At 60.7% G+C, this 18,808-nt stretch carries 25 protein-coding genes; 10 read left to right on the top strand and 15 right to left on the bottom strand.

The genetic code is table 11. From position 1 onward, the window contains the following. Positions 1-152: 152 nt before the first annotated feature. The 4 genes from preA to ASE04_RS03260 all read right to left on the bottom strand — a co-directional run bounded on the left by preA (position 153) and on the right by ASE04_RS03260 (position 5,255). Positions 153-1,466, bottom strand: a complete 1,314-nt coding sequence (gene preA, locus ASE04_RS03275) for an NAD-dependent dihydropyrimidine dehydrogenase subunit PreA (RefSeq protein WP_056811943.1) — start codon at positions 1,464-1,466, stop codon at positions 153-155. 15 nt (positions 1,467-1,481) lie between these two features. Then, positions 1,482-2,843, bottom strand: coding sequence for an NAD(P)-dependent oxidoreductase (locus ASE04_RS03270; RefSeq protein ID WP_056811940.1), 1,362 nt, complete (start codon positions 2,841-2,843; stop codon positions 1,482-1,484). A gap of 414 nt (positions 2,844-3,257) precedes the next feature. Then, entirely contained in the window at positions 3,258-4,226 is a 969-nt protein-coding gene (locus ASE04_RS03265) for a PAS domain-containing sensor histidine kinase (protein ID WP_082597245.1), read from the bottom strand. A gap of 234 nt (positions 4,227-4,460) precedes the next feature. Beyond that, positions 4,461-5,255, bottom strand: a complete 795-nt coding sequence (locus tag ASE04_RS03260) for a response regulator (protein ID WP_056811934.1) — start codon at positions 5,253-5,255, stop codon at positions 4,461-4,463. 237 nt (positions 5,256-5,492) lie between these two features. Between ASE04_RS03260 and ASE04_RS03255 the strand changes: the two genes are divergently transcribed. Further along, positions 5,493-5,699, top strand: a complete 207-nt coding sequence (locus tag ASE04_RS03255; protein ID WP_056811931.1) for a NepR family anti-sigma factor — start codon at positions 5,493-5,495, stop codon at positions 5,697-5,699. 9 nt (positions 5,700-5,708) lie between these two features. Beyond that, a complete protein-coding gene (locus tag ASE04_RS03250; protein WP_056811928.1) occupies positions 5,709-6,263 on the top strand; it encodes an RNA polymerase sigma factor in 555 nt (184 codons plus the stop codon). Between the two features lie 78 nt (positions 6,264-6,341). Here ASE04_RS03250 and ASE04_RS03245 read toward each other — a convergent pair whose 3' ends face one another. The 7 genes from ASE04_RS03245 to hemP form a co-directional block, all read right to left on the bottom strand. Continuing rightward, positions 6,342-6,743, bottom strand: a complete 402-nt coding sequence (locus tag ASE04_RS03245) for a hypothetical protein (RefSeq protein WP_056811925.1) — start codon at positions 6,741-6,743, stop codon at positions 6,342-6,344. Between the two features lie 8 nt (positions 6,744-6,751). Continuing rightward, positions 6,752-7,129 carry a DUF883 family protein gene (locus ASE04_RS03240; RefSeq protein ID WP_156408703.1) on the bottom strand — a complete coding sequence of 126 codons (378 nt, stop codon included), beginning with the start codon at positions 7,127-7,129 and terminating at the stop codon, positions 6,752-6,754. A gap of 121 nt (positions 7,130-7,250) precedes the next feature. After that, a complete protein-coding gene (locus ASE04_RS03235) occupies positions 7,251-8,042 on the bottom strand; it encodes a heme ABC transporter ATP-binding protein (RefSeq protein WP_056811919.1) in 792 nt (263 codons plus the stop codon). 9 nt (positions 8,043-8,051) lie between these two features. Further along, positions 8,052-9,143 (bottom strand): iron ABC transporter permease, encoded by a 1,092-nt coding sequence (locus ASE04_RS03230; RefSeq protein WP_156408699.1) that lies wholly within the window; start codon positions 9,141-9,143, stop codon positions 8,052-8,054. Positions 9,144-9,163: 20 nt separating this feature from the next. Beyond that, on the bottom strand, positions 9,164-10,063 hold the full coding sequence (locus tag ASE04_RS03225) for a heme/hemin ABC transporter substrate-binding protein (RefSeq protein WP_056811914.1): 900 nt from the start codon (positions 10,061-10,063) through the stop codon (positions 9,164-9,166). A gap of 14 nt (positions 10,064-10,077) precedes the next feature. Next, positions 10,078-11,127 (bottom strand): hemin-degrading factor, encoded by a 1,050-nt coding sequence (locus ASE04_RS03220; RefSeq protein ID WP_056811910.1) that lies wholly within the window; start codon positions 11,125-11,127, stop codon positions 10,078-10,080. 9 nt (positions 11,128-11,136) lie between these two features. Next, on the bottom strand, positions 11,137-11,319 hold the full coding sequence (gene hemP / locus ASE04_RS03215; protein WP_056811907.1) for a hemin uptake protein HemP: 183 nt from the start codon (positions 11,317-11,319) through the stop codon (positions 11,137-11,139). A 143-nt stretch (positions 11,320-11,462) separates the two neighbouring features. Between hemP and ASE04_RS03210 the strand changes: the two genes are divergently transcribed. The 5 genes from ASE04_RS03210 (at position 11,463) to ASE04_RS03190 (ending at position 14,355) form a co-directional block, all read left to right on the top strand. Next, positions 11,463-11,894, top strand: a complete 432-nt coding sequence (locus ASE04_RS03210; RefSeq protein WP_156408702.1) for a hypothetical protein — start codon at positions 11,463-11,465, stop codon at positions 11,892-11,894. A gap of 59 nt (positions 11,895-11,953) precedes the next feature. Further along, positions 11,954-13,246, top strand: coding sequence for an energy transducer TonB family protein (locus ASE04_RS03205; RefSeq protein WP_056811900.1), 1,293 nt, complete (start codon positions 11,954-11,956; stop codon positions 13,244-13,246). 111 nt (positions 13,247-13,357) lie between these two features. Next, positions 13,358-13,765: a DUF2325 domain-containing protein gene (locus ASE04_RS03200; protein WP_056811897.1), complete on the top strand. Its 408-nt coding sequence runs from the start codon at positions 13,358-13,360 to the stop codon at positions 13,763-13,765. Beyond that, positions 13,762-14,025, top strand: a complete 264-nt coding sequence (locus tag ASE04_RS03195; protein WP_056811893.1) for a hypothetical protein — start codon at positions 13,762-13,764, stop codon at positions 14,023-14,025. Before ASE04_RS03200 ends, ASE04_RS03195 begins: the two co-directional genes overlap by 4 nt. 15 nt (positions 14,026-14,040) lie before the next feature. After that, complete coding sequence (locus ASE04_RS03190; RefSeq protein ID WP_056811892.1) at positions 14,041-14,355, top strand: antibiotic biosynthesis monooxygenase family protein; 315 nt, start codon at positions 14,041-14,043, stop codon at positions 14,353-14,355. 375 nt (positions 14,356-14,730) lie between these two features. On the opposite strand, the gene ASE04_RS03180 is transcribed toward ASE04_RS03190, so the two are convergent. Both ASE04_RS03180 and ASE04_RS03175 read right to left on the bottom strand, forming a co-directional pair. Next, positions 14,731-15,102 (bottom strand): DUF423 domain-containing protein, encoded by a 372-nt coding sequence (locus ASE04_RS03180; protein WP_056811886.1) that lies wholly within the window; start codon positions 15,100-15,102, stop codon positions 14,731-14,733. A 6-nt stretch (positions 15,103-15,108) separates the two neighbouring features. Next, positions 15,109-15,498: a group II truncated hemoglobin gene (locus ASE04_RS03175; RefSeq protein WP_056811884.1), complete on the bottom strand. Its 390-nt coding sequence runs from the start codon at positions 15,496-15,498 to the stop codon at positions 15,109-15,111. Positions 15,499-15,643: 145 nt separating this feature from the next. Here ASE04_RS03175 and ASE04_RS03170 point away from each other — a divergent pair, with 145 nt between their 5' ends. From ASE04_RS03170 to ASE04_RS03160, 3 genes are all read left to right on the top strand, one after another. After that, complete coding sequence (locus ASE04_RS03170) at positions 15,644-16,207, top strand: TetR/AcrR family transcriptional regulator (RefSeq protein ID WP_056811881.1); 564 nt, start codon at positions 15,644-15,646, stop codon at positions 16,205-16,207. Between the two features lie 30 nt (positions 16,208-16,237). After that, positions 16,238-16,579 carry an SMR family transporter gene (locus ASE04_RS03165; RefSeq protein ID WP_056812373.1) on the top strand — a complete coding sequence of 114 codons (342 nt, stop codon included), beginning with the start codon at positions 16,238-16,240 and terminating at the stop codon, positions 16,577-16,579. A gap of 169 nt (positions 16,580-16,748) precedes the next feature. Then, positions 16,749-17,594 carry an aspartyl/asparaginyl beta-hydroxylase domain-containing protein gene (locus ASE04_RS03160; RefSeq protein ID WP_082597239.1) on the top strand — a complete coding sequence of 282 codons (846 nt, stop codon included), beginning with the start codon at positions 16,749-16,751 and terminating at the stop codon, positions 17,592-17,594. A 43-nt stretch (positions 17,595-17,637) separates the two neighbouring features. Here ASE04_RS03160 and ASE04_RS03155 read toward each other — a convergent pair whose 3' ends face one another. Together ASE04_RS03155 and ASE04_RS03150 are read right to left on the bottom strand one after the other, a co-directional pair. Continuing rightward, on the bottom strand, positions 17,638-18,033 hold the full coding sequence (locus tag ASE04_RS03155) for a DUF1236 domain-containing protein (RefSeq protein WP_056811879.1): 396 nt from the start codon (positions 18,031-18,033) through the stop codon (positions 17,638-17,640). Between the two features lie 218 nt (positions 18,034-18,251). Continuing rightward, a complete protein-coding gene (locus ASE04_RS03150; RefSeq protein ID WP_056811876.1) occupies positions 18,252-18,476 on the bottom strand; it encodes a hypothetical protein in 225 nt (74 codons plus the stop codon). Between the last annotated feature and the right edge of the window lie 332 nt (positions 18,477-18,808).

Below are 18,808 nucleotides of genomic sequence, written 5' to 3'. Positions count from 1 at the left end.
GTGACCTCAAAAGCTGAGATCGGTGAGGTGTTTGCGAGCCATGGCTGCCTCCTCTTGAAGGAGAGCTGCGACAGTGCAGCGAGCCATGGATAGCATAAAGCCCTCCACAGACAACGCCGCGGAAGACAATCTTCCGCGGCGTTGCAAGGTGGTTACTCCGCAGCCTGGCGGGCCATCGGGTTGTTCGGATGCGTCGTCCAGTTGGCGTAGTTCGGGTCAACCGGGCGGCCGGTGCGCTGGTCGAGTTCGCCTACGGGCAGCTGCTCCATCGTGATGCAGTTCTCAACAGGACAGACGTTGACGCAGAGATTGCAGCCGACGCATTCGTCTTCCATCACTTCGAAATGGCGGACGCCATTGACGAACTGGGTGATCGCCTGGTGCGAGGTGTCCTCGCAGGCGATGTGACAGCGGCCGCACTTGATGCAGGCGTCCTGGTCGATCTTCGCCTTGGCGATGTAGTTGAGGTTGAGATACTGCCAGTCCGAGACATTCGGCACGGCGCGGCCGGTGATGTCGTCCAGATTGCGATGGCCCTTGGCATCCATCCAGTCGGAGAGACCCGATATCATTTCCTGCACGATCTTGAAGCCGTAGGTCATCGCTGCGGTGCAGACCTGGACGTTGCCGGCGCCGAGCACCAGGAATTCGGCGGCGTCGCGCCAGGTGGTGATGCCACCGATGCCTGAGATCGGCAGGCCATAGGTTTCCGGATCGCGGGCGATCTCGGCGACCATGTTGAGCGCGATCGGCTTGACCGCCGGGCCGCAATAGCCGCCATGGCTACCCTTGCCGTCGATGGACGGTTCGGGCGAGAAGGTGTCGAGATTGACCGATGTGATCGAGTTGATCGTGTTGATCAGCGAGACCGCGTCGGTGCCGCCTGCCTTTGCCGCGCGGGCCGGCTTGCGGACGTCGGTGATATTGGGCGTCAGCTTGGTGATGACAGGCATGCGCGTGTATTGCTTGCACCAGCGCACCACCATCTCGATATATTCGGGCACCTGTCCGACGGCGGCACCCATGCCGCGCTCGGACATGCCGTGCGGACAGCCGAAGTTGAGCTCGATGCCGTCGGCGCCGGTTTCCTCGACGAGCGGCAGGATCGCCTTCCAGGCATTCTCCTCGCAGGGAACCATGATCGAGGCGATCAGGGCCCGGTCAGGCCAGTTCATCTTCACCTGCTTCATTTCGCGCAGGTTGGTATAGAGGTCGCGGTCGGTGATGAGCTCGATATTGTTCAGACCGAGCAGGCGGCGGTCGGCGCCCCAGATCGCGCCGTAGCGCGGGCCGTTGACGTTGACGACGGGTGGGCCTTCCTCGCCGAGCGTCTTCCAGACGACGCCGCCCCAGCCTGCCTTGAAGGCACGCTCGACGTTGTAGGCCTTGTCGGTCGGCGGCGCCGAGGCCAGCCAGAACGGGTTCGGAGACTTGATGCCGACGAAATTATTGCGGAGATCAGCCATTGTTCATTCTCCCCTTCAAGCGACGGCAGCGGCCGGCTGCGCACCGGCAGCAAGCATACGGTTGATGGATTCAGCGGCATCGCGACCCTGAGCGACCGCCGAGACGGTCAGGTCGTTCCCGCCGAAGACGCAGTCGCCGCCGGCCCAGATGCCGTCGAGCGAGGTCTTGCCATCGCCATCGATGGCGATGCGGCCGGACTCCATGCGCAACGCACCGAGGCCCGAGGCATCGAAGGTTTGGCCAATCGCCTTGAAGATCTGATCGGCGGCAATGACGCCGGTCTCGCCCGTCGTCGACAGGCGGCCGTCGACCAGCCTGGTGTACTCCACCTCGATCGCGGCGACCTTGCCGTCCTGCGCCAGAATGGACTTCGGCGCCAGCCAATGGCGGATGATGACGCCCTTGGAGGTGGCGAGATCCTGTTCGAATTCCGAGGCGTTCATGTGCTCCTTGCCGCGGCGATAACAGATCGTCACCTCCTCGGCGCCAAGCAGCTTTGCCTGTACCGCGGCGTCGATGGCGGTCATGCCGCCGCCGAGAACGACGACGCGGCGACCGATGGCAATCTCGCCCTTGTCCGTTGTCTGGCGCAGGCCGGCAATGAAGTCGACGGCATCATCGACGCCAGCCAGGTTTTCACCTTCGACACGCAGCGCGTTGACACCTGCGAGGCCGATGCCGAGGAAGATGGCGTCATATTGCGACTGCAGATCGGCGAGCGAGAAATCGCGGCCGAGCCGCTGGTCGTGACGAACCTCGATACCGCCGATCGCCAGCACGTAGTCGACTTCCTTCTGGGCGAAGTCATCGACAGCCTTGTACGTGGCGATACCGTATTCGTTGAGGCCGCCGGACTTTGCCTTGCCATCATAGATGACGACGTCGTGGCCCTTCACGGCGAGGCGGTGAGCCGCGGCAAGGCCAGCTGGACCGGCCCCGACCACGGCGATCCTCTTTCCCGATGAGGCGGCGCGGCTGTAGAACTGTCTGTCCGCCTGCATGGCCGTATCAGTGGCGTAGCGCTGAAGGCGACCGATTTCGACAGGGCGTTCCTCTGCCGTGTTGCGCACGCAGGCCTGCTCGCACAACTCTTCGGTGGGACAGACGCGCGCGCACATGCCGCCAAGAATATTCTGGTCGAAGATCGTCTTTGCCGATCCGATCGGATTTCCTGTCGATATCTGCCTGATGAAAAGCGGGATATCGATGGAGGTGGGACAGGCCGTCATGCACGGCGCGTCGTAGCAGAAATAACAGCGGTCAGCTGCGACCAGCGCCTCGTGCTTGTCGAGGCGCGGATGAAGATCGGAGAAGTTCGACTCGTACTCCGCGGGCGAAAGCCGGCCAGCACGAATCCCAGTTCCCAGTCGTTCCATTGAAGTTCCCTCATTATTGGTAAACGGCTAGTGAGGGAAAGCGTAACTCAGCTTCAAAAATTTATCAAACGGTAAAATTTTGGGAAATTCGCCCTTATCATCAGGGGTTTTGAAGGCCACTTTTCCAACCCGGTTAAGGCGCCGGGCGGCATCTGGCGTTCGCTCTCTCGCTGGGAAAAATCAAGAAAATTGACAAAAAGCAAAAATGCGGGGAACCAATCCCACGCCGGCTCGTTTACGCGATATCCGAACGGTGATCGCATCGACCCAAAAATGCGCGCCCCCAACCCATCGTTCGGTCATACACTCACGGTCCCCTCCCGGTGAGTGAAGACAGCCGGTGCGCCGCCCTCGCACTGGCTGTTCTTCGTTTTGGGGTACACCTTTCACGTCGAGGTGCCGTTCTTCCCGGAATTAGCGGATGGAGGCCGGTTGTGCCCGCCGAAGGATTTCAAACTCGGCATCTGGGATCAGCAGATCATATTCGATGCGCGTCGGCGTCAGCCGCAGCCCAGCGCGGCCATTGACCGAAGAGGGAACGACGCGCTCGAGCACGGTCCGTCCGAAGGTGTTCTCACTGAGATCATGGGTGGCGGTTTCGTGCGGCAGCATTTCGATCCATGACATGAGGATCGCCTTGCGGTCGCCGATCGTCGTCTCGCGGCAGTCGATCGTCACGGATGTCGAACCGTTGGCGATGGCGCCTGAGGTTGCGGAGTTGACGATCAGCTCGTGAAGAGCGAGGCCGACATGAACCGCCGCGTTCGGCGTCAGATGCACATTCAGGCCGCTGACGGGGATCTGCCGGACAGCTTCCGGCCAGTAAGGCGCGAATTGCTTCTGTGCGAGTTCGAAGAGGAACGCGCCGCGCCAACTCGAATCCGTGATCAAATCCTGCGAATTCGACAGGGATTGCAGGCGGCCACGGAATTTCACGAGGAAACCGTCCAGCGATATGGTGTTTCGCGCGGTCTGCGTCGCAATTCCCTGGATGATCGCCAGGAGGTTCTTCGACCGGTGCGACAGCTCGCGCAGCAGTGACTTCAGTACCTTCTCGCGGTGCCGCGCTTCGGTGATTTCGGTCACAATGGAGAGGATGCCGGCCTGGTTGCCGACATTGGCGCGCTCGATCTTGATCTCGTAGGTACGCATTTCGCCTTCGATGGCGATATCCGCTTCCGTCGTCGTGGAGGTGCCGCTTTCGAGGACCAGCCGCTTGATCTGTTCCAGCCGCTGCCCATGCGCCGTGCCGAAAAGATCGGCATCGCTGCCGCCGTCGGACTGAAGGCTGAAATGCGGCGGAAGATTTTCGGTGTAGACGATCGCCAGGTCCGGGTCTTGATAGATAAGCGCAATGCCGGCGCTGGCGAGCGCCCGACTCATGAGCAGTTCTTTACTTTCCAGTTCGAAAGAAGCGCCGGCCAATGGTCCAGTCCTGTTCACCCGGCCGCCTTTCCCTCGGTTTTTTGCGCTAGAGAAGAGGGCCGAAAATGCACGACTCACGCCGCCCACTTCTCTTTAGACGCAAGCACTGCACAAAATCTTAAAGCGGAGAACGTTTCAGATTAACTGCAACGCTCTCCGTTTGTCTTTGTTCCGCATTCGCCGGCTTTTACGTCAGGCGGCTGCTTTGGTGGTCTCGTTGAAGAAGAGAGCCTGGCTGATCAGCGCCTTCACCATGTCTGGATTAAACGGCTTGGTGACGAGGAAGGTCGGCTCCGGCCGCTCGCCGGTCAGGAGGCGCTCAGGGAAGGCGGTGATGAAGATGACCGGTACGCTCGAGGTCTTCAGGATGTCGTTGACGGCATCGATTCCGGAGCTGCCATCCGCGAGCTGGATGTCGGCAAGCACCATGCTGGGTTTGGTGCGGTTATAAAGTGCCACGGCTTCGGCGTGCGTGCGTGCGATGCCGGTAACGCGATGGCCGAGGCTTTCCACCATCTGTTCGATGTCCATCGCGATCAGCGGTTCGTCCTCGATTATCATGATGTCGGTCGCAACCTGACGAGAAATCTCGCGCGACGCGCTGTCGAGAAGACCTGCGATGTCGTCCTCGCTGGTCGCGAGAATCTGCGCGATTTCGCCGACGCGGAAGTTCTCGACGGAAGCCAGGATAAATGCCTGACGGGCGCGCGGCGAGACCTTGCCGAGGTTGAGTGTTGCGCGCTGTTCCCAGGCGTAGGGCGAGGATGGTTCCGGAATCTGAACCGTCGAGGAACCAAACATCGTCGTGAACAGTTTGTAGAGTGCGACACGATCATCTGCCGTATCCGGGAAAATGGATATATCGGCGATGATCGCCTCAAGAACAGCGGCGACGTATGCGTCACCAGAAGTCTGAGTGCCGGTCAGCGCGCGAGAATAGCGGCGCAAATACGGAAGGTGCGGCGCAATTCGGGTAGAAAGTGTCATAGAAAGCTCCCATCTGCAGGGCCGCTATACGGCTCCAGTGAAAAAGGAACGCGTTGTGCAACAAAAAAGTTCCTCACCTTTTGGAACTTTTTTTCCGCAAGCGCATTTTGTCCGCGATGATCGGAGGGCAATCGACGTTTCGTTGAGTGTTTTGAGGTTCGCTCGACAAGACGGATTACCGATAGGCGTCAGTTATGGGAATGATGCCAGAGAAAAGAGACGGGAAGTGGTTAAGTGATGACACCCAGACAGAAAGAAGACATGGACGGCCATCGGTCGGAGATGCGCGCGGGGGACCTTCTGGATCCGAATAGCCAGATAGGGGTCCGACTGCGCTCGCTCTACGCCGCCGCCCAGGAAGAGGCAATTCCGGATCGTTTCCTGGATTTGCTGGAAAAGCTCGATCAGGCCGAGCTGATGGCTTCGGCCAAAGCTGTTAAGTAAGGTGAGCCGATGGATAATCAGCAGCCGAGCTTCAAGCGAGAGCTTCTTTCAGCGCTTCCCAGCCTCCGCGCTTTCGCCATTTCCCTGATCGGTCGGCATGACCGGGCGGACGACCTTGTCCAAGACACCATCATGAAGGCCTGGGCCAAACAGGACCATTTCGAGATGGGCACGAATATGAAGGCGTGGCTTTTCACGATCCTTCGAAACGAGCTTTACAGCCAGATGCGCAAGAGCGGTCGGGAAATCCAGGACAGCGATGGCCTGTTCACCGAATCGATGGCGACGCATCCCTCGCAGTACGGCGCTCTTGATCTTCAGGACTTCAAGAAAGCCTTGGAGCAGCTTCCACCGGACCAGCGCGAAGCGATTATTCTGGTTGGCGCTTCCGGCTTCTCCTACGAGGAAGCGGCGGAGATTTGCGGATGCGCGGTCGGAACGATCAAGAGCCGCGTCAACCGCGCGCGCCAGCGTCTGCAGGAATTGCTGAAGATCACCGGAGAGGCCGATTTCGGTCCGGATGCAACGTCATCGCCGCTGACCTCGAAGGCGTTTGCATTCTGACAGACCAATAAAGGGAGGAAAAAGCCGGCTGCCTTCGGGCGCCGGCTTTTTTATTGTCCGAACTTACGCACGACTTTATCAGTCGCGGCTCTTCGATCCCATCAGGCTCGATGCAACGACGGCCGCGATGATGCCGGCCGTCATAAGTGGCTGGGCACGGAGCAGGCCGATGCCCGAGGCGGCAAGCGATTCCAGCGCGTCGCGCCGTTCCTTGGCGCGTCGAGCTTCCTGCGCGTTGAGCACAGTCATCACGATCAAAACGATGATCGCAAGAAGCAGCGCGCAGGCGGCGAGGAAAAGCGATGCACCGATCGGGCCATAAATCCCGGCGAGCCAGATTGCGCCAGCGACCACCGCCAGGGCGTAAGCCGTCAGCACGAAGATCAGTGCAAGGGCAATGAAAATACCGTTGCGCTTGGTTCGCGCAACGGTACGACTGACACTCGTGCCAACAAGAAGGCTGAGGATCGGGAAAAGCATCTAGCCTCCTAACGGCGAGCAAGAAGCGCGAGGACGAGCCCGAAGGCTGCCGCCGCGCCGATGGTGGCGACCGGATGTTTGCGCACCGTGTCTCTGACCTCGTTGGCGCCGCGCAGGTATCCGTCCTGAAGATCACGAAGCAGGTCTTCACTGCGCCCGATCAGTTCATCATATCCGGCCGCGGCCTGGTCGCGAATCTTATCGCCTTGGCGGCGCGAGTTTTTGCCGAGTACCTGCGTCAGGGCCGCAATTTCATCGCGCAAGGATTCGATTTGCTCTTCGACCGTGGCTTCGATCGAATGAAGCGCACCGCTTCCGTTGCGTCGGTTGCGTGCGGAGGAAAGAAAAGAATGCGCCACGAGTTTTCTCCGTTTGCTGCGGCGCATAGCGCGCCGTCGGTTCAACACAGGATCATCACGGAAGTTCGCATGAAGAAAGATGCCCGACAATGACCCAAATCAAAGGCTTAACGCCATTGTCGCGCAAAAGTTCCGATACGTTGCGGCCTTACGCCTGTAGCGCGCTGTGGGCAAGCACGAAGGGGGTCCCGTCGGTCGGAACCTGATTGATCCGGAGCGGGCAGCCGAAGACATCGTGCATCATCGCGTCGGTCAGAACTTCCGCCGGCGTGCCGACTGCTGCCAATTCTCCGGATTTCATCAGCAGGATCTGATCGGCGAAAAGCGCCGTCAGATTGAGGTCATGCATGACGGCGATCACGCCGCCACCATTGTCGCAGAAGGCGCGCGCAAGACGCATGATCGTGAGCTGATGGCTGATGTCGAGGGAGGAGACGGGTTCGTCGAGAAGAAGCCAGGATGGCTTGCCGTCGACGATGGGTTCGGAGATCTGGCAGAGAACTCGCGCCAGCTGGACGCGTTGTTGTTCGCCGCCTGAGAGCTGTTGATAGAAGCGCCCTTCGTAACCCTCGAGATCGACCGCAGCCAGCGCCTTGGCGGTCGTTCGTTCCGCCTTTTCCGGATTTTTGTTCAGTCCCGAAGTGAGGCCGATGCGGACGATCTCGCGCACCGTGAACGGAAATGAAATGGCGCTTGCCTGCGGGAGAACCCCTCGCGCGGTCGCCAGCTGCCAGGGCGCCAGCGATTTGACTTCGCTTTCATTGATGCGGACGCTGCCGTCATAGGGAAGCTCGCCGGATACCGCCTTCATCGTCGTCGTCTTGCCGGAGCCGTTCGGGCCGGCGATGGCCGTCAGTTTGCCGGCGCTGGCGACGAAGGCGACGTTGCGCACGATGGTTTTGCCCGACAGGCGGATCGAAACGCCGGATACTTCAATCATTGCAGGTACTCAAAGTGCGAGGCGGGCGCGCTGGCGCAGCAGAATCCACAGGAAGAACGGTCCGCCCACGGCGGCCGTGATGATGCCGATCGGCAGCTCCGCCGGTGCCACCAGTGTCCGTGCCAGGACGTCGGCAAAGATCAGCAGCGAGCCGCCGAGCAGGGCGGAGGCGGGCAGCAGGAAGCGATGATCCGGGCCGATGACCATGCGCAGCACATGCGGAACAACGATGCCGACGAAGCCGATGCCGCCGCTGACCGCGACGGACGCGCCTGTTGATGCGGCGACGGCAACGATTGCGATATTCTTCAGCCGCTGTACCGGGACGCCCATGTGAAAGGCGGCGGCTTCACCAAGCGTAATCGCATTCAGGCCACGCGCCATGAACGGCATGATGGCGAACGACAGAAGAATGATCGGGCCGGCGGCGGCGATTTTCGCCCAGGTCGCGCCGGCAAGCGACCCCATTCCCCAGAAGGTCAAATCGCGAAGCTGCTGGTCGTTCGCCATGTAAATCAGTACGCCCGTCAAAGCGCCCGCAAGCGAGCCGAGCGCGATGCCGGCGAGCAGCATTGTCGCGACGGATGTCTGGCCGTTGCTGGTCGCGATGCGATAGAGCAGCATGGTCGTGACCAGGCCTCCGGCAAATGCGGCGATCGGCAGGGCGTAAATGCCGAGCAGCGTGAAAAGCGGCGCCGCGATCGAGCCACCAAGAACGATCATCACGACGGCGCCGAAGCCGGCGCCTGAGGACACGCCGACGAGGCCGGGATCGGCGAGCGGATTGCGAAACAGGCCCTGCATGATCGCGCCGGATACGGCAAGCGAACCGCCGACGAGGAAGCCCAGGATCGCGCGCGGCATGCGAATGTCGAAAATGATGATCCTGTCACGGGCATTCAGCGCATCGCCCGAGCCCGTGACATTGATCACCACGTCTAGAAAGGACGCGTCGGATGCGCCTGTCGTCACCGAAAACAGCAACGACAGGATCGCGCCGACGAAGAGCAGGACGATCATGAGCAAGGCGAGCGGTGCCCGGTTGCCGGCCCGATGCGATTCTCGCAGCATCGCCAGCGACCATGTGTTCGGTCTTGTCATAAGGTCCTGCAGAGCCACGCTCAGCCTCCGTAGATTGCCGTGTTCAGTTCGCGAACGGTGGTTGCCGTGCGCGGACCGAAACCAAGCAGATGCAGGCCATCCATGCGGATGATGGCCTTGTTCTGCGCTGCCGGCGTCAGGGCGAGTGCCGGCTGCTTCATGAGTTCCGCGTCCTTGGTCGATGCGCCATCGCCGCGGTTCATCATCAGAATGACATCGGGCTTCGCCGCGATGATCGCCTCGTCCGTCAGCGGCTTGTAGCCCGGAAAGGCCGCGACCGCGTTGGTGGCGCCGGCAAGCTTGATAATGCCGTCAGCGGCGGTGCCGCTGCCTGATGCCATTACCTTGCCGCCCTGCAGGCTGAGGATGAACAGGATGCGCTTGCGCTCGCCTTCCGGGCGCTTCGACGCATCGGCGATCGCCGCGTCGAGATCGGCGCTGACCTTTGCCTCGAGTGCCTTGGCCTTGTCGTCGACACCGAGCAGCGCGCCGACGCGATCGATCTTCGCCAGGATGCCGTCGCGGGTATAGGCGTTCGGCACGGTTTCGAACGGAACGCTGGCGCTCTTCAGAACGGTCAGGGCCTCGGGCGGGCCGGCACCCTCGATCGCAATGATGGCGGACGGGTTCATGGCGAGGATGCCTTCGGGCGAAAGCGCGCGCATGTAGCCGACATCAGGGAGCTTCGTTGCCGCTTCCGGATAGGTGCTTGTCGTGTCGCGGGCGATCAGACGGCCTTCTTCACCGAGCGCGTAGATGATCTCGGTGACATCGCCGCCGACCGAAACCAGGCGCGAGCTGTCTACCTTGTCGTCGGCCATTACCGGCGCGGCGGCGGCGACCATCAGCAGCGATGCCGCGATCGGCAGGGCCCGCAGGCTGCGGGCGATCGCCGTCATCTTGACTGGATGCTTGTTCATTCCCGGCTCTCCGCTCAGGCTGCGACGCTGGCTGCGACCGGCAGCGTTTCGACGATTTCGCGCCATTCGCTGCGTTCGCCGGAGCCTTCCTTACGCTTGCCGAAGAACTGGATGATCATCTCGCCTTCGGCGTTGTAGGCTTCCAGCGACGTCACATGGCCATCCTTGGTCGGCTTGCGCACGGCCCAGGTCTCGGCGATGTGATCCTGTCGCAGATGCAGATGGAAAGTCGGGTCAAGCACGTTGATCCACGGGCCCATCGGCTGGACGTTGAAAATCGGGCCGGAATGGATCTGGACGATGCCGTCGTTGGCAACGAAGCACATGATCGGCAGGCCGGCCTTGACCGTAGCCTGCATCATTTCGGCGGTCGCGCTGTTGTCGAGCTTCCAGGCGTAGTCGTCACCCACCGTGCGCAGAGCCGTCTGGCGGCCGATCTTCAGCTTGCGCAGCATGCCGAAGAACTCATGCGTGTCGGTCATCTTGCTCCAGTGGTCGCGCAGTTCGTCGCGGCTGACGTCGCCGCTCGCTTCCGGCTCGGGAACCGTTTCGTCCGCGATGAAGTCCTGCGACTGATCCTCGAGCTTCAGGTCGTTGACCATCGCGCGATACGCGTCGACGTCGGAGACCGGGCGAAGGTGAACCTTGTGCACGGCATTTCCGGCCTTGTCGAAATACTGGAGGCTCAAGCGCTCCTGATCGCCGTCCTTCTTGGTGACGGCAAAGCCATGCACCCAGCGGCTCGGGAAAATGCGCAGGTCGATGTTTTCGCCAAGGACGATCGAGGCGTGCTTGCCGAAGTTGATGTTCTCGTAGACGCCGATCTTTTCATGGACGGCGCTTTCGTTGCGCGACAGCGCCATGACCTCGCCGAGCGCGGCAATACGCTCAAGAAACTTCTCGACGCTGCCGTCGATGCGCGTTGCCGTCAGCCCAACCTCGGCGGCCACGAGGGCAGCTTCCGAAATCTTCAGCTGCGCCGCAATGTCGCGCTCGCGCATCTTCGGGTTTTCAGCACGGAATGCGCGGATGTCGGCTGGCGACGGTTTGGTGTTCTCGGTCATGGTTTACCCCTACTTGTTCAGAATAAGCTTGCCCTGGCGGGTGATTTTCATGCGGTAGACAGCGCCTTCGTGGCTAATCATGATCTCGCTGGCACCCTGGAAAATCTCGCCGCTTTCCAACACCCGCACTTCGGCTGGGGCTTGGCCCGCTACGGGCGCATGCTCGAACGTTTCCGGCTTCTGGATCATCATTTCTGTCGGTTTGTTCCGCGTTATTCAGGGGCTTAGCGCCCTAAATGGCTACATTTATCTTGACTTTCATAGTCATCATTTTTTAAAGACGCAATAGCGGACTTGCGAAGTCAAGTTTTAGGAATTTGTGGAGAAGCGACGTGTTGATATCGAGGTTTGCGGCGGTTTTGGCGGGCGGTCTTCTTGCGGTTTCGAGCTTTGCGCAGGCCTATGCGCAGGACGCCTCCGCGGCGGCGAGCCTCGATGTGGAGCTGAACGCGCTGGCACCGTCGCAGAAGGGCTGCATGATGACTTTCGTGGCGCTGAACAAGCTGCCGGCGCCGATCAACAAGGTCTCGTTCGAACTCGCCTTCTTCAACGACAAGAACGCCGTTGATCGCATCACCGTTCTTGATTTCCGCGATCTGCCGCAGGGCAAGAAGCGCGTTCGCCAGTTCGATATGCCGAACATCAAGTGCGAGAGCGTCACCCGTTTGCTGATCAACGATACGCCGGTCTGCGACGGTCCGGCGGCGGGCGAGTGCATGAAGGGCCTCGTCACGCGTTCTCAGGTTTCCGTTCCCTTCGAAGGTTGATTATCCAGCCGGGATGATCCCGGCCGGCTTCAGTTTCAGTGGCCGAGGCAGGTGCGCATATGGTGGTTTCAGCAAGAGCGAAGTCGAGACCTAATCTCGCTGATCCGGCCGCAGACGGCGGTTTGAACGACAACAACCCGGGTATGCATCCGGGTCACGAAATGCCGGAGCTGAAGAACGCGCAGCGCCAGCCGGCCGGTGAAGCCGTTCTGCACTATACCCGCCTGACCCACATTGAATCCTTTCCGCAGGACCCTCGTACCGCGAGCAACGGCGAAGCCAAGGCGCCATCGCTCGACGAAAGCGTCGAACTGCCGGCATCGCGTTCGGTTGGTCGCAAGCGTGGCGTCGTCATTGCCTGCCTTAGCTCGTGCTTTTTCCATTTCGCCGTGATTGCTGCCTTGCTGGTGGGCTTCGTCGTGACGCCCCAAGCGCCTGTCGAGGAAGCCGGCGAGGTCGTCAGCGTCATCATCCTTGGCGATTCCGAAGCCGATCAGGCAGCGGCCGGGGAAGAAGCGGAAGAGCCTCAACCCGAAGAGGTCGTCGCCGAAAGCGTTCAGCCGCAAACGGTCCAAGCTGCGGAAACGCAGCCGACGGAAACCGTTCAGCCCGAGGCCGTTGCGCCGACGCAGGAAGTGACGCGCGTCTCGCCGGAGAATATCGTGGCGGCTGAGCCTGAAATTCTGACCTCGCAGTCGCCAGCGGAGACCTCGGTGGTGCAGCCGATGGCGACCGAGGTTCCGGCTGAAACACCGCCCGAGACGCCGCCGGTCGCGCAGGCGACGCCGGCGGAGGTTTCGCCGGTAGAGCCGACAGAGACGGCCGAGGTCGCTCCGGAGCCGGAACAGGTTCCGACGCCGGAAGCAAAGCCCGTTGCGCAAAAGCCGGTTCAGAAACCGAAGCCGGTCGAGAAGAAGCTGCCTCCGAAGAAAGAGAAAGTGACCGCCGGCTCGGGTGGCGAAAACAAGCAGGACAGCAAGCGTGGAACCGTCGACGGCAATGAGGCGGCCCAGTCCGACCAGAATTCGCGCAGCGCCGGCAGCAGCGGTGGTTCCGGCAGTGCCGCAGTCGCCAACTATCCGGGCAAGGTACAGTCGCGTATCCGCCGCTCCGTCAAGGTTCCTTCCGAATACAAGCGGATGACGGCGTCGATGAACGTGCGCGTTCGGCTGACGATTGCTTCCAGCGGCGCGCTGAGCGGGCTTTCGGTTGCCCGAAGCTCCGGAATTCCCGAGCTGGATCAGGCGGTTGTCGACGGTGTTCGCCGCGCCTCGCCGTTCCCGCCATTGCCTGCCGAATGGGGAAAACCCAGCTGGTCCTTCACGCAGGAAGTTCAGGTCACGGGCCGATGAAGAAATATGATAAAAATAATCAACTTTATACTTTACTCTAAAAATCAAGTTTAATAAGGTCCGTTCGCACACGCAGGAATCGTGTGGGATCAACGAGCGAACGGGTGGTAAATGGCTCGCAAGGCAAAGAAGGGTTCGAACCGGGATATCCGCGTTTCCGCGGTGTTCGAAGCGGCGCAGGAGAGCGCCGGACGGTCCAAACTCGATGGACGTAGCTTCCTCTATGTCGGCGGCCGGGATTGCCAGGTTGCGCATCTTCGTCAGATCGCAAGCACGTTCGGTGCGGAACTGATCCATCACGATGGCGGACTGCGTGAAGCGGTATCGCGTATCGATACGGTCCTGCCTTCCGTCGACTGCGTCTTCTGCCCGATCGACTGTATTAGCCACGATGCCTGCCTTCGCGTGAAAACCGGCTGCAAGAAGTTCGGCAAGGTCTTCATCCCGTTGAGAAACGGCAGCAAGTCCAGCCTCGAGCGTGCGCTGCAAACGATGAACGAACGAGATTCTGCCCGATGACCGATAAGCGCCCGGAAGGGTTTATGATGATCGGCTTGCACAAGCTTGCCGCACAGAATGGCGATGGCCTCGTGCCTGAGCTCTACGACCTGATGGTTCGACAGGCCGAAATGCGTGAACACTATGCCAACGTGACGGAGTTTCCTGTCTGGGATGCCCGCATGCCCGGACAGCTGCCCGAGAAGCCGCTTGGCCTCGAGGCTGCGAACGGCAATAATGTGGTTGCCTTCGCGCCGATGAGCGCGACCAGCAAACGCTAAGCTCAGGGGGTGCCGATGTATATCGCCATGAACCGTTTCAAGGTTGCCGTCGGCCAGGAAGCAGAGTTCGAGACCGTCTGGCGCAACCGCGATTCCAGCCTCTCTGAAATGCCGGGCTTCGTGGAATTCCGGCTGCTGCGGGGCAAGACGAATGCGGAGGAGGGATATACCCTGTTCTCCTCCCACACGATCTGGCGCAGCGAAGAGGACTTCCGGAACTGGACGACGTCTGAAAACTTCCGCGCCGCTCACCGCAATGCCGGGGATCGCAAGGCAATGTATCTTGGGCCGCCGGTTTTCGAAGGCTTCAGCGTCGTTGAGGGCCTCTGATCCGGGTCTCCCGAACTGACGCCGACCGCGTCGAGGTGCTGCCGGTCCTTTCGTCGGATATCGGCGAGACGCCGGCATTCTACCGCGATCAGCTCGGGTCGCAGAGACTGCCCACTATGTCGCGGATTATCTCATCCTTCGACGCCTGAAGCATCGACTTGCACTTCTGGCGTGCCGATGATCGTTTCCTTTCGCAAGAAGAAGCTCGTCTACCTACGCCGTGGGGGATTGGCGCTCTCGCCGCGGAATTCCGCGACAGGGATGTTCCGCGTCTCTCCCCTTTTGAAGCGCGCGCCTGGAACATGGAAGAGTTCCATGTTCAGGAGCCCTACGGCAATCTTCTCCGGTTCGGCCGGATACCGCTGACCTGAGAGCTTATGCCCGCTTGCGGATAAATGCCCCAACCGCGACTGCAAGCCAGCCAAACATCATTGCAAAGCCGCCGGTGGGCGCCGCCATCGGGAAAAGGCCCGATCCGGCGTATCGCGCCATCGTCAGGTCGCCCGCGAAAAGCAGGGTGCCGATCGCGAGTAGCAGGCCGGCGACCCATGCCGTTCTCAACTTGTCGATGCCGATTGCCAGCGCCAGAAGGGCAGGGGCATGGGCAAGGCACATCGCCGAGGCCGACGAGACCAGATGGGCATCGCCACCTCCGTGGGCAGCGGCGGCGGCAAGCGCCACGCCGGCAAAGCCGAACAGACCAGCAAAAATATAGAGAAGCGGCGCGACGCGCTCGTTCATGGTCATGGCCGGCTATTCCTTGTTTTGCATGTGGTAGGCAAGCCGCTCGATCGGCGGCCAGATGATTTCGCGCAGTTTCGGATTCTCGATGGTCTCGTCCAGCGCGCGGCGGAAGCACAAAAGCCACTCGTCCCGCTCCAGAGGCCCGATTTCAGCGACGAAATGCCTGCTGCGGAGCCGCGGGTGCCCGCGCTTGTCGGTATAGAGCGGCGGCCCGCCCAGATAGCCGGTGATGTACTCGTAGAACTTCTCTTCGCTTCCCTCGAGTGTGGGCGGATGCACCGCGCGGACATGAGCGGCCTCCGGCAAGGTGTCCATCAACTCGTAAAATCGGCGCGACAAGGCACGGACGGTCTCGTCGCCGCCGATCGCCTGATAAAGCGTAATGACTTCTTCGCTCACTGCATCTTTCCAATCAACTCAATGCTTCATGCACTGCCACGCCGGTAATCGCAACCGCAGCCGACTGTCGCAGGGGACGTGCTTCGGCTGAAGTCTGATTTACATACTTCTTGACAAAACCGTCTGGACGGTATCTTTATACTGCATGTCACTCGCTCATCATCGCCGCAAACAACCCGCCCTCGTGCGCCAGCAGTTGCTGGACGTTGCCGCTCGGCTGACGCTGGAGCAGGGTATGGGGGCCGTCACGCTCGACGGCGTTTCCAGCGCCTCGGGCGTTAGCAAGGGTGGGCTTCTGCATCACTTCCCGACCAAAAATGCCTTGCTGGATGCGCTGTTCGACAATCTCCTCGAGCGTTTCGATGCCGATATCGACGAGCGGATGCGCGAAGACCCCGTCCCGCACGGGCGTTTTTCGCGCGCCTACTTACGCGCCGTCGTCGAAATCAAGGACAATCCGGGGGAGGCGGCGCACTGGGCGCAAGTCACCATCGCGATCCTCGCGGAGCCGCGGTTGCGAGCCCGGTGGCGGGATTGGGTGCAGGATCGGGCCGACGAATATGTCGGCACGGATTCCTCGATCGACGCCCAGCTCGTCCGTTTCGCCGCCGATGGGCTGTGGCTCGCCGACATGGTCGACAGTCATGGTGCCGGTACCGTCGATCGACAGGCCCTCGTCGCTCGCCTGATCGAACTGACCAGCAAGTAAGACAAATCCTCGCGTGAAAGACTGATGCTGATGGCTCCGATCGCCGTTTACTCATTGCTGTTCGTTGCGATCGTGCTCGAGGTCATCGGGACGACGGCGCTGCAGCTGTCGCAGCAATTCAGCCGTATCGGACCGAGTGTGGTGATGGTCGTCTGCTATGCCGCGGCGTTCTACTGCCTGTCGCTGACGCTGAAGGTGATCCCGGTCGGGATCGCCTACGCCATCTGGAGCGCGCTCGGGATCGTGCTGATCTCGCTGGTCGGGCTCGTCTACTTCAAACAGCGTCTTGATCTGCCCGCCATGCTCGGGCTTGGATTGATCATTGCCGGTGTTCTGGTGGTCAACCTTTTCTCCAAATCGGTCTCCCATTGATTTCAGCTCGATTGCGCTTTATGTCGCACTCCGCCCCGCGAACGGCGGGATGCAGGCCTGTAAAGCGACATTTGGGCTCACCGGGTTGGTGGCGGTCTTGCGAAACAGGTCTCCATGTCCATATCCTGAGTGACTTTTGACACTTTCGCATTCGCGTATTGGAAAACCCATGACAGACGGCACAGCTGACGCCACTCTTTCCCAAGCATCTCATTCCAAAACAGACGGCCAATCCTTCGCCACCAGCGGTATCGCGCCGATGGATCGTCCGGGCGCCGTTACACGGTTCTTCATGGGCATTGTCGCGTGGGCGGAGAAGCTGAATTTCAAATATGCCAAGCTCGGCAACCCGCCGGTCTACGACAACGCGACCTTTCCCTGGGCCGCCGAGGTCGAGAAGGCCTGGCCTGATATCCGCGGCGAACTCGATCGCGTCCTTGTGCGCCAGAGCGAGTTGCCGACCTTCCAGGACATTTCGACCGACGTGAAGACGATCTCGACCGACTCCGGCTGGAAGACGTTCTTCCTGCTCGGTTTTGGCGTCAAAGCCGAACAGAACATTGCGGCTTGCCCGAAGACCTGGGAAGCGGTGCAGAAGATCCCCGGTCTGAAGACCGCGATGTTCTCGATCTTCGAGCCGGGCAAGCATCTGCCGGCGCATCGCGGTCCCTATAATGGCGTGTTGCGTCTGCATGTCGGGATGATCGTGCCGGAACCGGCCGACAAGCTTGCAATTCGCGTCAAGGACCAGATTTGCCATTGGCAGGAAGGCAAGGCGCTGATTTTCGACGACGCCTATGAGCACGAGGCCTGGAACCACACGGACAAGACCCGCGTCGTTCTCTTTGTCGATTTCGTCAAGCCGCTGAAATTCCCGGCGCGCTTCGTCAACTGGGCGCTGATGAACCTTGCCGTGTTCACACCCTTCATCCGCGAGGGGCTGGATAACCACAAGGAGTGGGAAAAGAAGTTCTATGCCCAGGCGGAAGCGCTGAGAAATCGCCCGCAGGCGTAGAGACATAGAGAAAAGCCCCGCGGCTGCGGGGCTAAGTTTCTCTTTATTCAATAACCTGAACGACACGATGCGTCGACGGCTCAACGATCACACGGCGGTCGTTGACCACAGTGTAGGCGTAATGGGGATTGTCGGGGACCGGCGTCACCACCACGTCCGCGGGGATAGGCTTGCCGACCACGATCGGCTGCTGGATCACGACGGGCGTTGTCGGCGCTGGCTGTGCTTCCACGTAGGTCACGACTTCGCGCGGCGGCGGATCGAGGGCGGCACCCACTACTGCGCCGGCAACACCACCGACTGCTGCGCCCACCGGCCCGCCTACGACGGCACCGGTTACCGCGCCGCCGGCCGCGCCGGTCAATGTTCCATCGGCCCACGCATTCGTGGCCAGGGAAGACAGCGCGATCGCGCCGCTGACAAGTAGAGCCTTGTACATTTCAATTCTCCTTAGCTCGAGTTTGCGGGGACTTAACGAGCGCGGTTGCTCGTTGTTCCTCCGCGGGCCGGCTTCGGAAACACGCTTGGCTGGGCGATGTCATATGCCGTGATCGGGGCCGCTTTGGCCAATCCGGCGAAAGATAGGGGCGATCGCGATGCGGTCTTGCGCCTTGTTTCGGCAGGCGCAAGAGGCTGCATCATCGCGGCGTCTTGCGATCAGTTGCTGTTTGCCGCGATCAGTCGGCGGTCCGGCCGCTTGGCCAGGTACATGACGTAATTCTCGGCTGCATCTGCAAGGTGAAGGGCGAATTCCTCTTCACGCCATCCCGCCGCTACCGCGCGACGGACAACATCGGTTATGGCGCTTTCGCAGGCCTTTACGCATTCGCGCGAGCGGGCTGCATCTTCGGCGCTGTATCTGGGAGAGCGAATGTTCGTCATGGCTGGACCTTGCCATAACCATGTGTGTTTTCAAGGAGATGCTAATGAATTGGTTAGCTGGTAAGGTTAAGGCTGCAGGGGTGGAGGGATGCGACCGCCGAGGTTGCGTCCAAATGAAACGGCGGTCGCTCCTATGCCCTATTTCAGTACTTCCAGCTGTTCTAATATAGGTCAGATTCCTTAACGACACGCTAACACCTCGGCGGAGTCCGGTCGTCCGCAATGCTGCCTGATCAGCTTGCCTTTGGCGGAGCGACGGTTGGTTTTCCGTCCGGTGTGTATCCGCCGCCGATGGCGATGTTGAGGGAGACGTAGTCCTTGGCCATCTGCTG

The sequence above is a fragment of the Rhizobium sp. Root708 genome (assembly GCF_001429725.1).
GTDB lineage: Bacteria > Pseudomonadota > Alphaproteobacteria > Rhizobiales > Rhizobiaceae > Rhizobium.
The sequence above is the reverse complement of the archived record's forward strand: the minus strand, read 5'-3'. Positions and strand labels throughout refer to the sequence as shown.